Source organism: Streptomyces sp. NPDC048288, assembly GCF_043201555.1.
Taxonomy (GTDB): Bacteria; Actinomycetota; Actinomycetes; order Streptomycetales; family Streptomycetaceae; genus Streptomyces.
In genome coordinates, this window is sequence record NZ_JBICZD010000014.1 from 204,682 (window position 1) to 224,233 (window position 19,552).

20 protein-coding genes are annotated in these 19,552 nt (G+C 72.1%); 15 read left to right on the forward strand and 5 right to left on the reverse strand.

All coding sequences use genetic code 11. The features are described 5' to 3' along the window. Positions 1–51: 51 nt before the first annotated feature. Genes ACGFZS_RS40185 through ACGFZS_RS40200 form a run of 4 tightly spaced genes read left to right on the forward strand, consistent with a single transcriptional unit; the run spans position 52 to position 4,148 of the window. On the forward strand, positions 52–1,200 hold the full coding sequence (locus tag ACGFZS_RS40185) for an acyl-CoA dehydrogenase family protein (protein WP_393799287.1): 1,149 nt from the start codon (positions 52–54) through the stop codon (positions 1,198–1,200). A 10-nt stretch (positions 1,201–1,210) separates the two neighbouring features. Continuing rightward, a complete protein-coding gene (locus tag ACGFZS_RS40190; RefSeq protein ID WP_393799288.1) occupies positions 1,211–1,978 on the forward strand; it encodes an SDR family NAD(P)-dependent oxidoreductase in 768 nt (255 codons plus the stop codon). Beyond that, a complete protein-coding gene (locus tag ACGFZS_RS40195; protein WP_393799289.1) occupies positions 1,975–3,174 on the forward strand; it encodes an acyl-CoA dehydrogenase family protein in 1,200 nt (399 codons plus the stop codon). The genes ACGFZS_RS40190 and ACGFZS_RS40195 overlap by 4 nt, the downstream gene beginning before the upstream one ends. Further along, a complete protein-coding gene (locus tag ACGFZS_RS40200) occupies positions 3,171–4,148 on the forward strand; it encodes an NADPH:quinone oxidoreductase family protein (RefSeq protein ID WP_393799290.1) in 978 nt (325 codons plus the stop codon). The genes ACGFZS_RS40195 and ACGFZS_RS40200 overlap by 4 nt, the downstream gene beginning before the upstream one ends. A gap of 3 nt (positions 4,149–4,151) precedes the next feature. Here ACGFZS_RS40200 and ACGFZS_RS40205 read toward each other — a convergent pair whose 3' ends face one another. Beyond that, positions 4,152–5,015 carry a mycofactocin-coupled SDR family oxidoreductase gene (locus ACGFZS_RS40205; RefSeq protein WP_365695256.1) on the reverse strand — a complete coding sequence of 288 codons (864 nt, stop codon included), beginning with the start codon at positions 5,013–5,015 and terminating at the stop codon, positions 4,152–4,154. A gap of 177 nt (positions 5,016–5,192) precedes the next feature. On the opposite strand from ACGFZS_RS40205, the gene ACGFZS_RS40210 reads away from it, so the two are divergent. From ACGFZS_RS40210 to ACGFZS_RS40225, 4 genes are read left to right on the forward strand one after another with little or no spacing between them, the layout of a single operon-like run. Further along, a complete protein-coding gene (locus ACGFZS_RS40210) occupies positions 5,193–6,338 on the forward strand; it encodes an amidohydrolase family protein (RefSeq protein ID WP_393799291.1) in 1,146 nt (381 codons plus the stop codon). Continuing rightward, the gene (locus tag ACGFZS_RS40215) at positions 6,335–6,556 is read left to right on the forward strand and encodes a hypothetical protein (RefSeq protein ID WP_393799292.1); all 222 of its coding nucleotides are present in this window, start codon (positions 6,335–6,337) and stop codon (positions 6,554–6,556) included. The genes ACGFZS_RS40210 and ACGFZS_RS40215 overlap by 4 nt, the downstream gene beginning before the upstream one ends. Positions 6,557–6,563: 7 nt before the next feature. Then, complete coding sequence (locus ACGFZS_RS40220) at positions 6,564–7,376, forward strand: mycofactocin-coupled SDR family oxidoreductase (protein ID WP_393799293.1); 813 nt, start codon at positions 6,564–6,566, stop codon at positions 7,374–7,376. A 15-nt stretch (positions 7,377–7,391) separates the two neighbouring features. After that, positions 7,392–7,580, forward strand: a complete 189-nt coding sequence (locus ACGFZS_RS40225; RefSeq protein ID WP_393799294.1) for a ferredoxin — start codon at positions 7,392–7,394, stop codon at positions 7,578–7,580. A gap of 69 nt (positions 7,581–7,649) precedes the next feature. Here ACGFZS_RS40225 and ACGFZS_RS40230 read toward each other — a convergent pair whose 3' ends face one another. Then, complete coding sequence (locus ACGFZS_RS40230) at positions 7,650–8,522, reverse strand: VOC family protein (RefSeq protein WP_393799295.1); 873 nt, start codon at positions 8,520–8,522, stop codon at positions 7,650–7,652. Positions 8,523–8,686: 164 nt separating this feature from the next. Between ACGFZS_RS40230 and ACGFZS_RS40235 the strand changes: the two genes are divergently transcribed. Both ACGFZS_RS40235 and ACGFZS_RS40240 read left to right on the forward strand, forming a co-directional pair. Next, positions 8,687–9,547, forward strand: a complete 861-nt coding sequence (locus ACGFZS_RS40235) for an alpha/beta fold hydrolase (RefSeq protein ID WP_365695250.1) — start codon at positions 8,687–8,689, stop codon at positions 9,545–9,547. 42 nt (positions 9,548–9,589) lie between these two features. Next, positions 9,590–10,210 (forward strand): TetR/AcrR family transcriptional regulator, encoded by a 621-nt coding sequence (locus ACGFZS_RS40240; RefSeq protein ID WP_393799296.1) that lies wholly within the window; start codon positions 9,590–9,592, stop codon positions 10,208–10,210. Between the two features lie 94 nt (positions 10,211–10,304). Here the strand turns inward: ACGFZS_RS40240 and ACGFZS_RS40245 are convergent, their stop codons facing one another. Next, the gene (locus tag ACGFZS_RS40245) at positions 10,305–11,903 is read right to left on the reverse strand and encodes an FAD-binding protein (protein WP_393799297.1); all 1,599 of its coding nucleotides are present in this window, start codon (positions 11,901–11,903) and stop codon (positions 10,305–10,307) included. A gap of 403 nt (positions 11,904–12,306) precedes the next feature. Here ACGFZS_RS40245 and ACGFZS_RS40250 point away from each other — a divergent pair, with 403 nt between their 5' ends. From ACGFZS_RS40250 to ACGFZS_RS40265, 4 genes are all read left to right on the forward strand, one after another. After that, positions 12,307–13,143, forward strand: a complete 837-nt coding sequence (locus ACGFZS_RS40250; protein WP_393799298.1) for a 2-keto-4-pentenoate hydratase — start codon at positions 12,307–12,309, stop codon at positions 13,141–13,143. Further along, entirely contained in the window at positions 13,140–14,090 is a 951-nt protein-coding gene (locus ACGFZS_RS40255; RefSeq protein ID WP_393799299.1) for an acetaldehyde dehydrogenase (acetylating), read from the forward strand. Before ACGFZS_RS40250 ends, ACGFZS_RS40255 begins: the two co-directional genes overlap by 4 nt. After that, entirely contained in the window at positions 14,087–15,097 is a 1,011-nt protein-coding gene (dmpG, locus tag ACGFZS_RS40260; RefSeq protein WP_359221780.1) for a 4-hydroxy-2-oxovalerate aldolase, read from the forward strand. The genes ACGFZS_RS40255 and dmpG overlap by 4 nt, the downstream gene beginning before the upstream one ends. Before the next feature lie 186 nt (positions 15,098–15,283). Further along, positions 15,284–16,102: an IclR family transcriptional regulator gene (locus ACGFZS_RS40265; RefSeq protein ID WP_393799300.1), complete on the forward strand. Its 819-nt coding sequence runs from the start codon at positions 15,284–15,286 to the stop codon at positions 16,100–16,102. A 99-nt stretch (positions 16,103–16,201) separates the two neighbouring features. On the opposite strand, the gene ACGFZS_RS40270 is transcribed toward ACGFZS_RS40265, so the two are convergent. Further along, complete coding sequence (locus tag ACGFZS_RS40270) at positions 16,202–16,972, reverse strand: SDR family NAD(P)-dependent oxidoreductase (protein WP_393799301.1); 771 nt, start codon at positions 16,970–16,972, stop codon at positions 16,202–16,204. A 3-nt stretch (positions 16,973–16,975) separates the two neighbouring features. After that, complete coding sequence (locus tag ACGFZS_RS40275) at positions 16,976–18,505, reverse strand: long-chain fatty acid--CoA ligase (protein ID WP_393799302.1); 1,530 nt, start codon at positions 18,503–18,505, stop codon at positions 16,976–16,978. Positions 18,506–18,732: 227 nt separating this feature from the next. Here ACGFZS_RS40275 and ACGFZS_RS40280 point away from each other — a divergent pair, with 227 nt between their 5' ends. Further along, positions 18,733–19,524, forward strand: coding sequence for an enoyl-CoA hydratase/isomerase family protein (locus ACGFZS_RS40280; RefSeq protein ID WP_393799303.1), 792 nt, complete (start codon positions 18,733–18,735; stop codon positions 19,522–19,524). The last annotated feature ends 28 nt before the right edge of the window (positions 19,525–19,552 follow it).

Sequence of the window (19,552 nt, forward strand, 5' to 3'; positions counted from 1 at the left end):
GCGGTCTCTAATTGCGTATACTGAATAGGGTCGAGAGTCGAAGGAGATCCGATGCGCCGGACCCTGTTCGAACAGGACCACCAGGACTTCCGTCTGCTGGTCCGGGACTTCATCGCCCGCGAGGTGCTGCCGGTGTACGAGGACTGGCGGCGCGCCGGTCTCGTCCCCCGGGACCTCTTCACCTCGATGGGCAAGCTGGGCATCCTCGGCACGGCGGTCCCCGAGGAGTACGGCGGCGGGGGCCAGGAGGACTACCGCTTCAACGTCGTCATCCAGGAGGAGTGCGCCCGCGCGGGCGTCACCCTCGGCGGCCTGCGCACCCATCTCGACGTCGTCGTCCCGTACTTCACGGGTCTCGCCGACGCCGGACAGCGCGCCCGCTGGCTGCCGGGCCTCGCCTCGGGCGAGCTGTACACCGCGATCGCGATGAGCGAACCGGGCACCGGCTCCGACCTGGCCGGCGTCACGACGCGGGCGGTCCGCGACGGCGACCACTGGGTGCTCGACGGCGCCAAGACCTTCATCACCGGCGGCCACCACGCCGACCTGGTGATCGTCGTGGCCCGCACCGGCGCCGACCCCGCCGACCGGCGCGCCGGACTGTCCCTGCTCGTCGTGGAGAAGGGCATGCCCGGCTTCACCGTGGGCCGCAAGCTGGAGAAGATCGGCCTCACCGTCCAGGACACGGTGGAGCTGGCCTTCGACGCCGTCCGGGTCCCCGCCGCCAACCTGCTCGGCGAGGAGGGCGCCGCCTTCACCCACCTCGGCCGCAACCTGGCCCAGGAACGCCTGGCCATCGCGGTCGGCGCCGTCGCCCAGACCCGCGCCGCGATCGACCTGACCGTCTCCTACGTCCGCGACCGCGAGATATTCGGCAAGGCGCTGTCCTCCTTCCAGAACACCAAGTTCGAACTCGCGGCCATGGCCACCGAGGCGGAGGCCGCCCAGACCTTGCTGGACGCCGCGATCACCGCGCTCGTCGACGGTGAGCTGAGCCCGGCCGACGCGGCCAAGACCAAGCTGTTCTGCACCGAGACCCAGGGCCGGGTGGTCGACCGCTGCCTGCAACTGCACGGCGGCTACGGCTACATCCTCGAATCCCCGATCGCCCGGCTGTACGCCGACGCCCGGGTGACCCGCATCTACGGCGGGACCAGCGAGGTCCTGAAGACCATCATCAGCAAGTCCCTTGGCCTGTGAGGAGACAGAAGTGAACATCGACGGTTCGACAGCGCTGGTCACCGGCGGTGCCTCCGGCCTCGGACTGGCCACCGCGCGCCGGATCACCGACCGCGGCGGCCGGGTCGTGCTGGCCGACATCTCCGAGGAACAGGGCGCCAAGGCGGTCGCCGAACTCGGCGAGGCCGCCCGCTTCGTCCGCACCGACGTCACCGACGAGGACGCGGTGAACGCGGCCCTCGACGCCGCGCAGGAAATAGGCCCGCTGCGCTTCGTCGTGCACTGCGCCGGACGCGGCGGCGACCGCACCCGGATCATCGACCGCGAGCGCACCCCCGGCGAACTCGCCACCTTCGCCGAGGTCATACGCGTCAACCTGATCGGCACCTACAACGTGCTGCGCCTGGCCGCCGCCCGCCTCTCCGGCAACGAGGCCGTGGACGGCGACCGCGGGGCCGTCGTCCTGACCGCCTCGGTCGCCGCGTTCGACGGCCAGATCGGCCAGACCTCCTACACCGCCGCCAAGGCCGGCGTGCACGGCATGACCCTGGTCGCCGCCCGTGACCTGGCCAGCTGGGGGATCCGGGTGAACACCATCGCCCCCGGCATCATGGACACCCCCATGCTCGGCCGCCTCCGCGAGGACATCCGCGACGGCCTCGCCGCCTCCGTTCCGCACCCCAAACGCCTCGGCGACCCCGACGACTTCGCCCGCCTGGCCGTCGAGATGCTGGAGAACCCCTACCTCAACGGACAGACCGTCCGCCTCGACGGCGCGATCCGCATGGCCCCGCGATGACCGCCCCGGGCACCGAGGAGGAGTTCCGCACCCGCCTGCGCGCCTTCCTGACGGAGCACCACCCCGGGCGCGGTCCCAAGGACCCCGCCGAACGCCTCGCCTGGCAGAAGAAGTGGCTGGCCACCCTGTACGACGGCGGATACGCGGGCCCGAGCTGGCCGCGGGCGTACGGCGGCATGGACCTGTCCTTCACCCGTCAGGTCGTCTACCAGGAGGAGTACGCGCGCGCCCGGGTCCCCGGCCCCCTGGGCACCGGACTCGGCATCGCCGCGCCCACCCTCATCAGGTACGCCACACCCGAGCAGAAGGACCGCTTCCTGCGCCCCATGCTGCGCGGCGACTCGGTGTGGGCGCAGGGGTACTCCGAACCGGAGGCGGGCTCGGACCTCCCCGCCCTGCGCACCACGGCCCGCCGGGAGGGCGGCGGCCCCGACGACCCGGCCGCCGTGTACGTCGTCAACGGCCAGAAGGTGTGGAACAGTTCGGCCGACATCGCCGACATCCTCTTCACCCTCGTCCGCACCGGGCCGCCCGACTCCCGCCAGGACGGCATCAGTTACCTCCTGATCGACGCCCACGCCCCCGGCGTGACCGTACGCCCGCTGCGGGACCTCACCGGCGACGCGCACTTCTGCGAGATCTTCTTCGACGACGTCCGGGTCCCGGTGGCGAACCGGGTCGGCGCGGAGAACGGCGGCTGGCCGCTGGTCCGCACCAGCCTCGGCCACGAACGGGCCGCCGGGGCGATGAACCAGGCGGCCCGGTACCGGCGCGTGCTCGACGAGCTGATCGAGCTGGCGCACGAACGCGGTGCCACCGCCGACCCGTTGGTCCGCGACCGGCTCGCGGACTTCGAGATCCGGGTGACGGTCATGCGGCTCACCGGGATGCGGACCATCGCCGACATCATGGCGAAGGGCGAGCCGGGCCCGGCCTCCTCGACCTCCCGGCTGTTCATCGTGACCTTCGAGCAGGAACTGCACGAGTTCGCGCTGGAGTTGCTGGGCCCGTACGGGATCCTGGGCCGCCGCGACCCGCACGCCGTCCAGCGCGGCCGCTGGGTGTGGGGCTTCCTGCGCACCCGGGCCTCCACGATCGGCGCGGGCACCGCCGAGATCCAGCGCAACACCATCGCCGAACAGGTCCTGGGACTGCCCCGGGACCCGGCGATGCCGGCCACCGGGAGAACACGATGAGAGCCGCCCGCTGCACGAACTACGGACCGCCGGACGGCCTGACCGTCGTCGAACTGGACGACCCGGCACCCGGGCCCGGGGAGGTCCTGGTCCGGGTGCACGCGGCGGCGGTCAACTACCCGGACGTGCTGCTGGTGGCGAACCGCTACCAGGTGCCCGCACCGCTGCCGTTCACCCCGGGCAGCGAGTTCGCCGGGGTCGTCGCCGCGCTCGGCCCGGGGGTGTCCGGCCCGGCGGTGGGCACGCCGGTGGCCGGGGCGGTGCTCACGGGCGCCTTCGCCGAGCGGGTCGTGGTGCCGGTGGCCGGGCTGCGGCCCGTCCCCGAGGGCCTCGACATGGTGCACGCCGCCGCGTTCCACGTCACCTACGCGACCGCCTACCACGCCCTGACCACCGTCGGACAGGGCACGGCGGGGGAGTGGGCGGTGGTGCTGGGGGCCGCGGGCGGGGTCGGCTCCGCGGCCGTCGACGTCGCCACCCGGCTCGGCCTGCGCGTCGTCGCGGCCGCCTCCAGCCAGGAGCGGCTCACGGTCGCCCGGAAGCTGGGCGCCGAGGGCGGCGTCGACTACGTCCGCGAGGACCTGAAGACCCGCGTCCGCGAACTGACCGGCGGCGAGGGCGCCCACCTGGTCGTCGACCCGGTGGGCGGCGACCACGCGGAGGCCGCCCTGCGCGCGCTGCGCCGGGGCGGCCGGTTCGTCACCGTCGGCTACGCCGACGGGAAGATCCCGCGGATCCCGCTCAACCTGGTGCTGCTCAAGGACGCGGTCGTCCGGGGCTTCGAGATCCGGATGCTGCGCCGGTACGCCCCGGACGCGGTGGCCGCGGGGGACCGGGCGCTGGCCGAGCTGGTCCGGGAGGGCATGCGCCCGCTCGTCTCCCGGGTGCACCCCCTCGCGGAGGTGGCGTCGGCCCTGACCGACGTGGCACAGCGGCGCACCACGGGCAAGGTGGTCATCGACCTGACGGCATGACCCTCAGAACGCCGGCAGCTGCGGGCGGCGCCTGACGTAGCCGCCGGCGTCCACCCGCATCTGCATGCCGGTGACGTACTTCGACTCCTCCGACACCAGGAACAGCACCATGTCGGAGACGTTCTCCGCCTCGACGTAGGGGATGCCGAAACCCGTCGTCGCGGGGAAGGAGGACAGCGCGTCCTCGCGGGTCGGGTTCTCCAGGTCGGGCCGGAACGACCGGTACATCAGGTCGCTGTTGAGCATGTCGGTGTTGACGTTCGTGGGGTGCACCGCGTTGACCCGGATCCGGCGGGCCAGCAGGACCGTCGCCAGGTCGTGCACGAACGCGGCCACCTGGCGCTTGGCGAAGGAGTAGCCCAGCCCGCCGGGCCCGTTGGCCGGGTTGTCGACGGTCGCCGGGGTCAGCGCCGCGATGGACCCGGTCGCGACGATCGAGGCGCCGTCGGGCAGATGCGGCAGCGCCGCTTCGACGGCGTGCACCACCCCGTTGAAGTCGACGGTGACGGCGTCCAGGAAGGCCTGCGCGGTCTGCCGCGGCCCCAGCGGGGCGATCCCGGCCTGGGCGACCACGGCGTCCAGGCGCCCCAGCTCGGCCACCCCCTCGGCGACCGCCGCCTTCAGCGCGGCCGGATCCCGGACGTCCGCCTTGCGGGCGACGATCCGCCGGCCGAGCTTCTCCACCTCCCGCACCGTCTCGTCCAGGTCCGCCTCGGTGGCCAGCGGGTAGCCGTTGGTCGCGATGTCCGCGCACAGGTCCACGGCGACGATGTCGGCGCCCTCCGCGGCGAGCCGGACCGCGTGGGCCCGGCCCTGCCCGCGCGCGGCCCCGGTGATGAAGACGACCTTGTCCTGCACTCGACCCATGGGGGTCTCCTTCCGTCGAATAAAAGAGTAGCCTGAATAGTGGCGCGGGAAGCCGGGCGATCCCTGATCGTCTCCGATTCAAGCGGGAGTTGGTCGATCATTCCCGTCCAGTGGGACATGTTCAGTACACACAATGTGCCCGGTGCTAGAGAGTCCCCGAGACCGAGGGAGCACACGATGCCGTTGCAGCCATGGATGAAGTTGCTGTCGACCGACGACCACCTGATCGAACCCCCACACCTGTGGTCCGACCGGCTGCCGGCCCGGTACCGGGAGGCCGGGCCGCGCATCGTGGAGCAGCCGCGCGGCGAAGGACAGGCACCCGCCGAGGTCTGGGTCTACGAGAACCGGATCTACCCCTACATCGGCCTCAACGCCGTCGCCGGCAAGCAGCCCGAGGAGTTCGGCCTCGAACCCACCCGCTACGACGAGATGATCCCGGGCTGCTACGACCCCAAGGCCCGGATCCGCGACATGGACCTGGACGGCGTCTGGGGCGCCCTGTGCTTCCCGTCCTTCCCCGGGTTCTCCGGCCATGTCTTCCTGGACGGCCAGGACCGCGACCTCGCCCTGCTCTGCGTCCAGGCGTGGAACGACTTCGTCCTCGACGAGTGGTGCGCCACCGCGCCGGGCCGGCTCATCCCGCTGGTCATCATGCCGATGTGGGACGTCGACGCGTGCGTCGCCGAGATCCACCGCACCGCGGCCAAGGGCGCGAAGGCGATCTCCTTCCCGGAGAACCCCGCCCCGCGCGGCCTGCCCTCCTTCCACACCGACTACTGGGACCCCATGTTCTCGGCGGCCGAGGAGACCGACCTGCCCGTCTGCCTGCACTTCGGCACCTCGGGCAAGCCCCCGAAGACCGCCGAGGAGGCCCCCTTCGCGGTGACGATCACCCTGTTCGGCTGCAACGCCATGTTCGCCACCGCCGACCTGCTCTTCTCCTCGGTGCTGCACAAGCACCCCAAGCTGAAGATCGGTCTGTCCGAGGGCGGCATCGGCTGGATCCCCTACCTCCTGGAGCGCGCCGACGGCACCTGGGAGCGGCACCGCTTCTACCAGAACGTCAACCAGAGCGTGCGGCCCTCGGAGCTGTTCCACAAGCACTTCCACGGCTGCTTCATCGACGACCGGTTCGGCGTCGAGGTACGCCACCACGTCGGCATCGACAAGATCACCTGGGAGTGCGACTACCCGCACTCCGACTCCTACTGGCCCAGGTCCCGCGCCTACGCGGCCGAGGTCCTCGCCGACGTACCCGACGAAGAGGTGCACAAGATCGTGGAGCTCAACACCCGCCGCCTCTACAACCTCCCCGCATGAGCCGGGTCCCCGAGTCCGAGCGGTCCGACTGGACCGACCTGGACCTGCTCACCCGCGAGGAGGCGCACGGCCGGCTCCTCGCCGAGATCGCGCAGACGGACGCCCGCCTCACCGCACTGGGCCCGTCCGACGAGGCCGAACGCGAACTCCTGCGGACCCGGCTGCGTGCCCTGCGCGAGGCCGCCGAGGACCTGATCGACCAGCCGAAGGGGGACTGAGGTGGCCATGGGGCGCATGGAGGGCAAGGTCGCGCTCATCACCGGAGGGGCGCGCGGGCAGGGCCGTTCGCACGCCGTGCGGCTGGCCGAGGAGGGCGCGGACGTCGTCGTCATCGACGTCTGCCACGACATCAGTGCGGAACTGCCCTACGCGCTGGCGACGAGGGACGAACTGGAGGAGACCGCCAAGCTGGTCAGGGAGACCGGCCGGCGGTGCGTCCCGGTCCAGGCCGACGTCCGCTCGGTCGCCGAGATGCGGGCCGCGGTCGAGGCGACGCGCGAGGAGTTCGGGCGGCTCGACACCGTCGTCGCCAACGCCGGGGTGATGAGCATAGGGGCCGCCTGGGAGCTGTCCGAGGAGGTGTGGGACGTCACCGTCGACGTCAACCTCAAGGGCCCCTGGAACACGGTGCGCGCCGCGGTCCCCTGGATGATCGAGCAGGGGGAGGGCGGCTCGATCGTCATCACCAGCTCGGCGGCCGGCATCCGCGGCCATGTGCCGTACGCCCACTACGTGGCGAGCAAGCACGGCGTGGTGGGCCTGATGAAGGCCCTGTCCAACGAACTCGCCCCGCACCGCATCCGGGTGAACACCGTCCACCCCACCGGAGTCAGCGACACCGGCATCACCGTCGGCGTGCCGATCGAGGAACTCGCCGCCCGCGAGCCGCTGTTCGCGCTCGCCGCGATGAACCCCCTGGCCCCGTACGTCGAGCCCCGGGACGTCTCCAACGCCGTCCTCTTCCTCGCCTCGGACGAGTCGCGGTACGTCACCGGGCTGCAGTTCACCGTCGACGCGGGATCGACCAACAAGCCGTAGAACGGAGTGGGTTGCATGAAGGTCACCATCGACACGTCGTCGTGCTCGGGCCACGCGCGGTGCGCGGCCGCGGCACCGCGGCTCTTCCGCCTCGACGACGACGGCTATGCGCTGCCGCTCGACGCGGACGTCCCGGAGGGCCTGGAACAGGACGCCCGTGACGGGGCGACGGCCTGCCCGGAGCGGGCCATCACCGTCGGCTGACACGGCGCCGACCGATACGGCGGAGCCCCACGGTCCGAGGACCGTGGGGCTCCCCCCGTACCCGCCCGTTCAGCCGGCCGGCTGCGGCGGCGGCGTGAAGTGGTGGCCCCAGAACGCGCCGTCCGTGATCTCGTACACCGGGACGGGCTCGGGCACCTTGAGGCCGTTCCAGCCGAACTCGACGGCGTAGTTCTCCGGGGACCAGACGTAGAACGACACCATGTGGTCGTTGGTGTGCTTGCCGAGCGAGTGCATCATCGGCACCTCGTACTTGCCGGCCCGGTCCAGGGCACGGCCGACGTCGTCCAGGGTCGCCGCCTCCACCATGAAGTGCAGCAGCCGGCCCGGGCCCGGCATCGGCGTCACGCCGAGCGTGTGATGGCGCGCGTTGCAGCCCATGAACCAGGTGGTGCCGCCCGGCGAGCGCATGGTGTTCCGCTCGATGAAGCCGAGGACGCCGACGTAGAAGTCGAACGTGGTCCGCGCGTCCTCCGCGGAGACGATCACGTGGCCGAAGCCCATGTCGCCGGTGACGAACTTCGACACCAGCGGGGTCTGCACCGGCACGTGGTCGAGGATCGCGCCGTAGAACAGCTCGACCGGGTTGCCGCCCGGGTCGTTGAACTTGACGAAGCCGGTGACCCTGCGTTCCGCCGCCTCGGCCTCGGTGCCGGCGGTCACCTTGATGCCGGCCTTCTCGACGGCCGCGACCAGCCTGGCCAGCTCCCGCTCGTCCAGGACCTCAAGGCCGAGCGCGGTCATCCCGGGCTGGGCGCCGGGAGAGACCACGATCCGGGCCGGATGGTCGTCCATCCGGAAGGACAGCGACTCGGAGTCGGCATCCCCGGACGGCATCAGACCGAGGAAGTCGGCGCCGAAGGCCTTCCACTTGTCGAGGTCGTTGGACTCCAGACGCAGGTACCCGAGGGAGTGAACACCCATCAGGCCCTCCCCTCACATTTGGTCAGGTCCGGGGCGGCCCGTCGGGCCCCCGGTGTTCGGTACACCCGCGACGGTAGGAGGCCCCGCGGCCCCGCCGCCGGGACCGTCCCACTGATCGGGAGGCGTACGGCGACGGCCGCGGCGCCGGTGCCACGGTGACCGTCATGACACTCAGCTACGAGGACACCCTGCGCGAACTGACCACCGACGACGGCGTCCTGCGCTACCACGAGGCCGGCGACGGGCCGCCCCTGCTGATGCTGCACGGCTCCGGCCCCGGCGTGACCGGCTGGCGCAACTACCGTGGCAACCTGCCCCTGTTCGCCCGGCACTTCCGCTGCCTGGCCCTGGAGTTCCCCGGCTTCGGCGTGAGCGACCCGACCCCCGAGAACCCGATGGCGGCCGCCCCCAAGGCCGTCCTGCGCTTCCTGGAGGGGCTCGGCCTCGACCGCGTCGACGTCATCGGCAACTCCATGGGCGGGTTCGTCGCCGTGGGCCTCGCGGTGGCCCACAAGGATCTGTTCCGCCGGGTCGTGACCATCGGCGGGGTGGGGCGCAACCTCCTCTCCCCGGGCCCCAGCGAAGGGCTCAACCTGCTGGTGGAGTTCGCCGAGAACCCCACCCGCGACAACCTCGTCCAGTGGCTGCGGTCCATGGTCCACGACCCGGCCCTGCTCACCGACGAGCTGATCGAGGAGCGCTGGGCGAGCGCCACCGAACCGGAGACCCTGGAGGCGTCCCGCCGGATCTACGGCCGCCAGGCGATGGCCGCGATGCAGGCCGCGCAGTCGCAGTCCGACCAGCCGATCTGGGCCATGCTCCACAAGGTGACCGCGCCCACCCTGCTGACCTGGGGCCGTGACGACCGGGTCACCCCGCTGGAGAGCGCGCTGCTGCCGATGCGCACCATCCCCAAGGCCGAACTGCATGTGCTCCCCGACTGCGGGCACTGGGCGATGATCGAGCAGAAGGAGGCCTGGGAGAGCGCGGTGCTGGCCTTCCTGACCCGCCCGGAGGCCGGCTGAGTGCCCTCGGCGCGAGCACTCGACGACAGGGAGGACGCGGACGTGGCGAGACCCGTGGAAGCACGGCCCGCCGCCGCGCCGACGTCGACCCGGCAGGCGGCACGGCAGGTCAGGATCCTGCGCGCCGCCTCCGAACTCGGCGCCCGCGAGGGGCTGGCGAGCGTCCAGATGCACGACGTGGCCAAGGAGGCCGGCGTCGCGATCGCCACGCTGTACCGCTACTTCCCGTCCAAGCCCTACCTGTTCCTGTCGGTCCTCGAATGGCACATCGAGCAGTTCCTCGGCGACCGAGACCGAGACCGCGAACCGGTGACCGCCCGTACGACGGACCCCGCGACCGAGGTGGCCGACATCCTGGTCGCGCTCACCGGGAAGCTGCTGGGCAGCCGCCTGCTGGCCTCGGCGGTCGCGGTGTCCTCGTTCACCGAGTACGCCACCGGCGTCCCGGCCCGGATCGACATCGTCGAACGGGCGCTGGGGCAGCGGCTGCTGCGGCTGCTCGCGCGGCGCGGCGGCGCGGACGCGGCCACCTGCCGCAGCAGGACGCGGCTGCTGGTCTACGGCTGGTGGGGCCTGTTCGTCGCGGTCCTGACCGAGGAGATCTCCCCCGAGCAAGGAGCCGCCGATCTGCGCCTGGCCGCACGGCTGATCGTCACCGGCTGAGCATCCGAAGACGCCCGGGACACCGAAGGCGCGCGGGACACCGAAGATGCCCGGGACACCGAGGGTGTCCCGGGCACTGTCACGTTCTCGGGGGTCAGTCGTCCGTCCCGACGATGTCCAGGACGGCGCGGTAGGCGAAGGCGATGCTGGACCCGATCGGGGTTCCGGCACCCGGGTAGACCCGCCCGGACATCGCGGCCGCGGTGTTGCCGCTCGCGTACAGGCCGGGGATCGGCTGCCCGTCCGGCCGCAGCACGCGGGCCTCCCGGTCCGTCCGCAGGCCGCCCTTGGTGCCGATGTCGGAGGGCACGATCGTCGCCACGTAGAACGGGGCCTCGGCGATCGGCGTCAGCAGCGGGTTCGGGAACTCGGTCTCCGGCTTCGCCGGGAAGTTCTGCCGGGGGTCGGCCGCGAACGGCACGATGTGGTGGAACATCTGGTCCCACACCGACTCGCCGCGGCGGAAGCTCTCGTCGACGCCGGTGCGCGCATAGCCGTTGAACTCCTCGACGGTCCGCCGCAGGTTGTCGAACGGGACGCCGATGAGCCGCGCCAGATCCTCCAGGGTGTCGGCCTTGCGCAGCGCGCCCGACTCCAGCCACTCCGGGCGCAGCGGCTCGTCGGGCGGACCGCCGAAGCTGTCACGGTCCAGCTGACGCTGGTCGAAGATCCAGTGGGCCGGTATGTGGCTGACGTCCGAGGAGTTGTGCAGGCGCATGATCTCGTGCCCGACCTGGTCGTAGGGCCGGGTCTCGTTGACGAAGCGCTCGCCGGCGGCGTTGACCCAGATGCCGCCCCGGGTGCCGGTGTGGAAGACGGGCCGGCCGTCCGGCTGGATGAGGCCGGCCACGAACCAGGCCTCGTCGAGCAGGTCGACGTCCGCGCCCACGGCGAGGCCGGCCCGCAGGGCGTCGCCCGTGTTGGTCGGCACGCCGTTGGACCAGTCGCCGGTCAGCGGCGCCTGGTGCTTCTCGCGCAGCTCGCGGTCGTGGTCGAAGCCGCCGGCCACCAGGATCACACCGCGTGTGGCCCGGAACCGGACCGGCTCGCCCTCGCTGGTCGCCTCGATGCCGACGATCCGGCCGTCCTCGACGATCAGGCTCTCCAGCCGGGTGTTCAGCCTGACCGTGCCGTTGCCGGTCTCCAGGAACGCGCCGAGCGCCCGGCCGGCCAGTGCCCGGCCGCCGGAGACCAGCGGGCCCTCGTCGAAGTCCCACCGCTCGGTGGGCAGCGAGCGGCGCAGGATCCGGGCGTTCTCCTTGAGTTCGGCGATCTCCAGCGGCATCGGGAAGACCGTGTGCCCGGTGGGCGAGGCACCTTCGGCGGTGACGAAGTAGTCCGGGACCGGCCCGTGGACGAACGGCGGGAACCAGGCGCTCCGCTCCAGCTCGTCGATCAGCTTCACCCCGGCCTCCAGGTAGGCGTCCTGGAGCGTCTCGCGGGAGGGGTCGCCGATCACCTTCCGCAGGTACGTGCGGGCCGCCTCGACGTCGTCGCCGAGCCCGGCGCGCGTGAGCGGCGCGGAACCCGGGAACCACAGCCCGGCGCCGGAGTACGCCATCGTGCCGCCCACCAGGGCGGACTTCTCGACGACCAGGGTGCGCAGGCCGCGCGAGGCCGCCACGTACGCCCCGACCAGACCTCCGCCCGACCCTACGACGATCACGTCGTAGGCATCTTCGTTGATGCTCATCCGAACCTCCTGATGGGTGCCGAACCTGTGGGTGGGGGGAGAGGGACCGCGCTGTGCGGGGCGGCCGGGGCGGACCCGGGAACCCGGGCTCCCGGACAGCGGCTACGACGACGGGCCCGCGACGGCGACCGGCCGGCCGGGGCGTCCCACGGCCCCCGCGGGCCGGGGCATGCCGCCATCGCCGCCCGGCAGCCCCGCAGACGACGGTAATGAGACAGCGCAAGGTCATTCCCGCGCCATCTCGCTCAGCGAGACCGCCGCCCGCCCGGGCCGCCGGCCTGGACCTTCCGGACGGCGGCACGGGTCCCGGTGGGCCGCCCGCCAGTCCCGGTGAGCGGAAAGTCCCCGGCGGCTCCCCCGCACGTCGGCGGAGGCTGAAGGCCGGAACGAGGTGAGGACGGCGATGACAGACGTGTGGGAACCGACGGCGGTCGCGGACCGCGAGACAGCCGTGGCCGAGGCGGCCGCGCGCCTCGCCCGGGCGGCGCGCGACCACAGCCCCTGCGCGCCGGTACGGGATCTGCTCGGCCCGGCCGACATCGGCCTCGCGTACGCCGTCCAGCGGCGCCTGGTCGGCGACCGGATCGCCGCCGGAGCCCGCGTGGTCGGCCGCAAGATCGGGCTGACCTCCCCGTCGGTGCAGCGTCAGGTGGGCGTCGACCGGCCCGACTTCGGCGTGCTGCTGGACGACATGGACGTCACCGCCCTGCCGGCCGTGCCCAGCGGCCGGCTGCTCCAGCCCAGGGCCGAGGCGGAGATCGCGTTCGTGCTCGCCGCCGACCTGGACACCGACGACCTCGACCTGGCGCGGGTCCGCTCGGCGGTCGGGCACGCGGTGGCCGCGCTGGAGATCGTGGACAGCCGGGTGGCCGGCTGGGACATCGCGATCACGGACACGGTCGCCGACAACGCCTCCAGCGGCCTGTTCGTGCTCGGGCGACAGACCGTCGGCCTCGACGAGTTCGAGCCGCGGGACGTGACCATGCGGCTGTACGCCGACGGGAAGCTCGCCTCCGAGGGCGACGGCACCGCCTGCCTGGGCGATCCGCTCGCCGCGCTGCTGTGGCTGGCGCGCACCGCCCGCGAGTTCGGCGACCCGCTGCGCGCCGGGCAGGTCGTGCTCTCCGGCGCCCTCGGCCCGCTCGTCCCCACCCCGCCAGGCAGCACCGTACGGGCCGAGATGACCGGCGGCCTCGGCACGGTGACCGCGACCTTCTCACCCAAGGACCAAGAAGGATGACGAAGACCAAGGTGGCCGTAATCGGCTCCGGCAACATCGGCACCGATCTGATGATCAAGATACTGCGCCTGTCCGACACCCTGGAGATGGCCGCCCTGGTGGGCATCGACCCGGAGTCGGACGGCCTCGCCCGCGCCGCCCGCCTGAAGGTGCCCGTCACCCACGAGGGCGTGGACGGCCTGATCCGGATGGACGGCTTCGACGACATCGGGATCGTCTTCGACGCCACGTCGGCCAAGGCCCACATCGAGAACGCCAAGAAGCTCGCCCCCTACGGCAAGCGCCTGGTGGACCTCACCCCGGCGGCCCTCGGGCCGTACGTGGTGCCGACGGTCAACCTGGACGAGCACCTCGCGGGCGAGGCCGGCAACCTCAACATGGTCACCTGCGGCGGCCAGGCCACCATCCCGATCGTGCACGCCGTCAGCCGCGTCACCCCCGTGCCCTACGCGGAGATCGTCGCCTCGATCGCCTCCCGGTCGGCCGGCCCCGGCACCCGCGCCAACATCGACGAGTTCACCGAGACCACCGCCGGGGCGATCGAGAAGGTGGGCGGCGCCCGGCGCGGCAAGGCGATCATCGTGCTCAACCCGGCCGAACCGCCGCTGATCATGCGGGACACCGTGTACTGCCTGATCGGCGACGCCGACCACGACGCGGTCCGCGCCTCCGTGGCGGAGATGGTGGCCGCGGTCGCCGAGTACGTGCCCGGCTACCGGCTCAAGCAGCAGGTCCAGTTCACCCCGGTGGCCGCCGACGACCCGGTGCACACCCTCTTCACCGGCGACGCCCGCGAGGCGACCACCAAGGTCTCCGTCTTCCTCGAAGTCGAGGGCGCCGCCCACTACCTGCCCGCCTACGCCGGCAATCTCGACATCATGACCTCGGCCGCCCTGCGGGTCGCCGAGCGCGTCGCCCTCCGTCCGACCTCCGAGGTGGCCCAGTGACCCGCAGGCTCTACGTGCAGGACGTCACCCTCCGGGACGGCATGCACGCCATCCGGCACCGCATCACCCCCGAGTTCGTCGCGAAGATCTCCGCCGCGCTGGACCGGGCGGGTGTGGACGCCATCGAGGTCGCGCACGGCGACGGACTGGCCGGCGGCAGCCTCAACTACGGGCCCGGCAGCAACACCGACTGGGAGTGGATCGAGGCCGCCGCCGACGCCGTCGACCGCGCGGTCCTCACCTCCCTGCTGCTGCCCGGCATCGGCACCATCGCCGAACTCAAGCGCGCCTACGCCCTGGGGATCCGCTCCATCCGCATCGCCACCCACTGCACCGAGGCCGACGTCGCCGCCCAGCACATCGCCACCGCCCGCGAACTCGGCATGGACGTCTCCGGGTTCCTGATGATGGCCCACATGGCCCCGGCCGAGAAGCTGGCCGAACAGGCGAAGCTGATGGAGTCCTACGGCGCGCACTGCGTCTACGTCACCGACTCCGGCGGCCGGCTCACCATGGACGGCGTCCGCGACCGCATCCGCGCCTACCGTGACGTGCTCGCCCCGGAGACCCAGATCGGCATCCACGCGCACGAGAACCTCTCCCTCTCGGTCGCCAACTCCGTGGTCGCCGTGGAGGAGGGGGTGACCCGGGTCGACGCGTCCCTCGCCGGACAGGGCGCGGGTGCGGGCAACTGCCCGATCGAGCCGTTCGTCGCCGTCGCCAACCTCCTCGGCTGGAAGCACGACTGCGACCTGCACGCCCTCCAGGACGCCGCCGAGGATCTCGTACGACCGCTGCAGGACCGCCCGGTCCGTGTCGACCGGGAGACCCTCACCCTCGGCTACGCCGGCGCCTACTCCAGCTTCCTGCGGCACGCCGAGACCGCGGCGGAGCGGTACGGCCTGGACGCCCGCACCATCCTGGAGGAGGTCGGCCGCCGGGGACTCGTCGGCGGCCAGGAGGACATGATCGTGGACATCGCCCTGGACCTCACCAGCCGCGCCTGACCCACCGACCGCTCGTACCGCTCCCGGACGGCCTCCGGGAGCGGTACGTTTTTACGTGACGGGAAGAATAGACCAACCGCTCTAATAAATCGGTGCACGCCTCTATCTCTGCGGTCGAAGCCGTTGGTACTTTGTCGTCGGCGCCGAACTAGAATTGATTTCAGTTTGAGCAGAGAGGCACCGACGATGACGTCTGCCCTTCGCCTGAGCGCGCGTACCACCGAGGCCGACGGCCCCGCGCTGCCTCCGTCGATGATGGAGCGCGTGACGCTGATCATGGATCTCTTCGAACGGCCGCAGACCCGGCTGACGCTCGAGGCGATCTCCCGTCGGACCCAGCTGCCGCGCTCGACGACACACCGCATACTCGACCAGCTGGTCCGCCTGGACTGGCTGCGCCACACCGCGGCCGGATACACACTGGGGAGCCGCGCCCTGGGCCTCGGCGGCCGGGAGATCGACCACAGCGCGCTGCGTGCCGCCGCCGCGCCCCACCTGCTGGACCTGGCGGTGCGGACCAGGATGGTCGTCCACCTGGCCGTGCTCGACGGACCGGAGATCTACTACCTGGACAAGGTCGGCGGCCGGGCCGCCTTCGACATCCCCTCGAAGGTCGGCGGCCGGGCGGTCGCGCACTGCACCGGGCTGGGCAAGGCCCTGCTCGCCTGGCTGCCCGCGGAGGAGGTCGAGGCCCGGTGCGCACAGGTGATGGAGCCCCGCACCCCGCAGAGCATCGGCCGTCTCGACCAGCTGCACCGCGAACTCGGCCTGGTCCGGCGCCGCAACGGCCTGGCGATCGAACGGGGCGAATGCTTCCCGCACATCGGATGCGTCGGTCTCGCGCTGCGCGGGCCAGAGGGCCCGGTCGCGGCGATATCGGTGGTCGGTGACGACAGCACCGCGCTCGAACTGGTGGCCCCGCTGGTGGTCAACGTGGTCCGGGCCGTCTCCGAGGACCTCGCCGACACCCCGCTGCCGGACCGCCAGGACGTGCTGGCGGGATAGCGGGAACCGGCCGTCCCCGACGGCCGGACCGGCCCGCGGGGCGCCCCCCTTCCGTCCCCCCGGACCGACGGCTGTGGGGGCGGAAGGGGAGGCGGCGGGTCACCAGGCCGTCCAGCCGCCGTCCACCGTGAGGGTCGTACCCGTGACGAAGCGGGAGGCTTCGGAGGCGAGGAACACCGCGGCCCCGCCCAGTTCGTCGGCGCTGCCGACGCGGCCCAGCGGGGTGCCGGCCGTGATCCGCTCGCCCCAGCGGCTGTCCAGCAGCCCGGAGCTGAGGTCGGTGTGGAAGTAGCCCGGGGCGAGGGAGTTGACCCGTACCCCGCGATCGGCCCATTCCACGGCGAGCGCCCGGGTCAGCGCCTCGACGCCGCCCTTGCTCGCGGCGTACGCGGCGATCCGCTCGAAGCCGGTACTGGCGTGCACGGACGAGACGTTGACGATCGAGCCCGAGCGCTGGGCCAGCATCGCCTTGCCGGCCTCCCGGCAGCAGTAGAACGTGCCCTGGAGATTGACGTCGAGGACCTGCTGCCAGTCCTGGTCGGTGACCCGCTCGCTGCGGGTGAAGTGCGGGCTGATCCCGGCGCAGTTGACGAGCGTGTCCAGCCGGCCCGTCGCGTCGGTGATGCGCTCGGCCATCTCCCGCACGGCGGCCGAGTCGGCGATCGATCCGGGGACTACCAGTGTCTTGCCGCCGTGACCGGCGAGTTCGGCCGCGAGCCGGTCGAGGTCCGGGGCGGTGCGGGCGGTCACCGCGACGGTGGCGCCGGCCTGGGAGAGGGCGACCGCGATCGCCCGGCCCAGGCCCTTCCCCGCCCCTGTCACCCACGCCGTCCTGCCGTCCAGGCGCAGTTCGGTGTTGACGTCGGCCATGGCTCAGCCCTCCGTGGGGATGTCGCGCAGGGTCCGCTTGAGGACCTTGCCCGAGGGGGTGCGGGGCAGTTCGTCGACGAAGTCGACGCGGGCGGGCACCTTGAACTTGGCCAGCCGGGTCCGGCAGAACTCCCGTAGCTCCTCGGCGCTGGCCTGCGTGCCCGGCCGCAGCACCACGAAGGCGCGCGGGACCTCGCCCCAGCGGGGGTGGGTCAGCCCGACCACGGCCGCCTCCAGCACGGCGGGGTGCTCGTACAGGACGCGTTCCACCTCGGGGGTGGCGATGTTCTCGCCGCCGGAGACGATCATGTCCTTCTTGCGGTCGTCGATGTAGAGGAAGCCGTCCTCGTCGAGGTGGCCGATGTCGCCGGTGTGGAACCAGCCGTCCCTGAGCGCGGCGGCCGTGGCCTTCTCGTCGCGCCAGTACCCGGCGAAGACCTTCGGCCCGCGCAGGGTGATCTCGCCGAGCTCGCCCGCGGGCACCTCCTTGTCCTCGTCGTCGACGATCCGGACCCGGGTGTGCGGCACGGGACGGCCGACCGAGCCCAGTTTGGTCAGGGCGTGCTCGCGGTCGAGGAAGGTGTCGCCGGAGACGGTCTCGGTCAGGCCGTAGGCGTCGGCGTACCAGGCGTTGGGGAACGCGGTCATGATGCGCCGCAGCACCGGCTCCGGCGTTTTCTCGCCGCCGCCCAGGATGAAGCGGACCGAGGCGGTGTCGTAGGTGTCGCGGTCGGGGACCTCCAGCACCGCGTTGACCATGGCGGGCGCCAGCCACAGGTTGGTGACGCGGTGCTTCTGGATCGCGTGCAGCGTGCCGACCGGGTCGAACCTGCGCTGGAGCACCACGCCGCCGCCCGCGTAGAGGGTCGCGAGGCCCGGCATGTCGAGGCCGCCGACGTGGTACAGCGGGCCGCACACCAGCGTGGTGTCGGCCGCGGTGAGACCGAAGTGGACGATGTGCGCGAGGTTCTTCGCCGCCAGGTTCCCGTAGGTGATGCGCACGCCCTTGGGGCGTGAGGTGGTGCCGGAGGTGTACATCAGGCGCTGCAGGTCCTCCGGCCCGACGTCCACCGGCTCCACCCGGGCGCCCCGGTGGGCGGCGAGCAGCGCCTCGTAGTCGATCCAGGACGCGGTCGGCGCGGAGCCCACCAGGATCCGGTGCTCCAGATCGGTCAGGCAGCCGGCGCTGCGTTCCATCGCCGGGGCGAACTCCGGCTCGGCGATGACGGCCCTGGCCTGGGAGTGACCCAGGATGTACTGCCACTCCTCCTCGGAGAGACGGTAGTTGAGCGGCAGGAACACGGCGCCGATCCGGCTCGCCGCGTAGACCAGCTCCAGGAACTCCGGCCGGTTGTAGAGGAGCAGGGCGACGACGTCGCCGCGCCCGATGCCCAGTTCGGTCAGCCCGGCGGCCAACTGGTTGACGCGTTCGTGCAACAGACGAACCGTCAGTTCCTGGTCCTCCTGCGCGACCGCCACGGCGTCGGGCCGCTGGGTCAGGTGGTAGTCGAGGATGCTCGCGAAATTGTGCACGGCTCACTCTCACTGTGTGGTGTTCGACGACGACCGCGGCCGCCCCGGCTCAAGGGCAACCCGGATCCCGACCGGTCGGTTGCCCGCACCGAAGATTTAGTGTACCCCTTGGTCTATAAAACTTGTTTCCGCACTTTACGACGGCATGAAGGCCTCGACAAGCGCTCTGGCGCCTGCCGCTGCCGAAGCTGCCGGAATGTGCCGGAGAAGCCGACGAGGAGGTGCCCGTGCCACGCATCCGCTTCGACCTCGACGGGCCGGTCGTCACGGTCCGCCTGGACAACCCGCCGATGAACGCCTTCGACTCCGCCCAGCGGGCGGAGCTCTCCGCCTGCGTCCGCGAACTCGCCGACGCCCCCGGCGTACGGGCCGTGGTGCTCTACGGCGGAGAGCGGCTGTTCGCGGCCGGCGCGGACGTGAAGGCACTGGCCGCGATGGGCCCCGAGGAGGTCCGGGGCTGGAACCGCGCCCTGCAGCGGACCTTCGACGAGGTCGCACGCCTGCCGATGCCGGTCGTCGCCGCCCTCACCGGCTACGCCCTCGGCGGCGGCCTGGAGCTGGCCCTCGCCGCCGACTACCGGGTGGCGGCCGACGACGCGCTCCTCGGCCAGCCCGAGGTCCAGCTCGGCATCATGCCGGGCTCCGGCGGCACCCAGCGCCTCACCCGCCTCGTCGGCCCGTCCCGCGCGAAGAACCTGCTGATGACCGGCCGCCGCGTGGGCGCCGACGAGGCCCTGCGCCTCGGCCTCGTCGACGAGGTCGTCCCGCCCGCACGCGTCCTCGACACCGCCCTCGCCTACGCCCGCCGCCTCGCCGAGGGCCCGGCCGCGGCCCTGGAAGCGATCAAGGAGGCGGTCGACCACGGCGCCGACACAAGCCTGACCACCGGCCTCGCCCTCGAACGCGCCTTGTTCACGGGCGTGTTCGGCACCACCGACGCCGACACCGGCATCCAGTCCTTTTTGGAACACGGCCCGGGGCGGGCCCGCTTCGGAGAAACGGCACAGGAGCGCCCCTGAAAGGGGCGCGGGGAACTGCGCGACCAGC

What these genes read in the sequence shown, in the direction of transcription:
- ACGFZS_RS40250 (WP_393799298.1), top strand. Translation starts at nt 12,307, where the DNA reads ATGACAGACGTGTGGGAACCGACGGCGGTCGCGGACCGCGAGACAGCC.
- ACGFZS_RS40205 (WP_365695256.1), bottom strand. Translation starts at nt 5,015, where the DNA reads ATGGGTCGAGTGCAGGACAAGGTCGTCTTCATCACCGGGGCCGCGCGC.
- ACGFZS_RS40220 (WP_393799293.1), top strand. Translation starts at nt 6,564, where the DNA reads ATGGGGCGCATGGAGGGCAAGGTCGCGCTCATCACCGGAGGGGCGCGC.
- ACGFZS_RS40255 (WP_393799299.1), top strand. Translation starts at nt 13,140, where the DNA reads ATGACGAAGACCAAGGTGGCCGTAATCGGCTCCGGCAACATCGGCACC.
- ACGFZS_RS40195 (WP_393799289.1), top strand. Translation starts at nt 1,975, where the DNA reads ATGACCGCCCCGGGCACCGAGGAGGAGTTCCGCACCCGCCTGCGCGCC.
- ACGFZS_RS40270 (WP_393799301.1), bottom strand. Translation starts at nt 16,972, where the DNA reads ATGGCCGACGTCAACACCGAACTGCGCCTGGACGGCAGGACGGCGTGG.
- ACGFZS_RS40185 (WP_393799287.1), top strand. Translation starts at nt 52, where the DNA reads ATGCGCCGGACCCTGTTCGAACAGGACCACCAGGACTTCCGTCTGCTG.
- ACGFZS_RS40235 (WP_365695250.1), top strand. Translation starts at nt 8,687, where the DNA reads ATGACACTCAGCTACGAGGACACCCTGCGCGAACTGACCACCGACGAC.
- ACGFZS_RS40230 (WP_393799295.1), bottom strand. Translation starts at nt 8,522, where the DNA reads ATGGGTGTTCACTCCCTCGGGTACCTGCGTCTGGAGTCCAACGACCTC.
- ACGFZS_RS40245 (WP_393799297.1), bottom strand. Translation starts at nt 11,903, where the DNA reads ATGAGCATCAACGAAGATGCCTACGACGTGATCGTCGTAGGGTCGGGC.
- ACGFZS_RS40215 (WP_393799292.1), top strand. Translation starts at nt 6,335, where the DNA reads ATGAGCCGGGTCCCCGAGTCCGAGCGGTCCGACTGGACCGACCTGGAC.
- ACGFZS_RS40265 (WP_393799300.1), top strand. Translation starts at nt 15,284, where the DNA reads ATGACGTCTGCCCTTCGCCTGAGCGCGCGTACCACCGAGGCCGACGGC.
- ACGFZS_RS40210 (WP_393799291.1), top strand. Translation starts at nt 5,193, where the DNA reads ATGCCGTTGCAGCCATGGATGAAGTTGCTGTCGACCGACGACCACCTG.
- ACGFZS_RS40200 (WP_393799290.1), top strand. Translation starts at nt 3,171, where the DNA reads ATGAGAGCCGCCCGCTGCACGAACTACGGACCGCCGGACGGCCTGACC.
- ACGFZS_RS40225 (WP_393799294.1), top strand. Translation starts at nt 7,392, where the DNA reads ATGAAGGTCACCATCGACACGTCGTCGTGCTCGGGCCACGCGCGGTGC.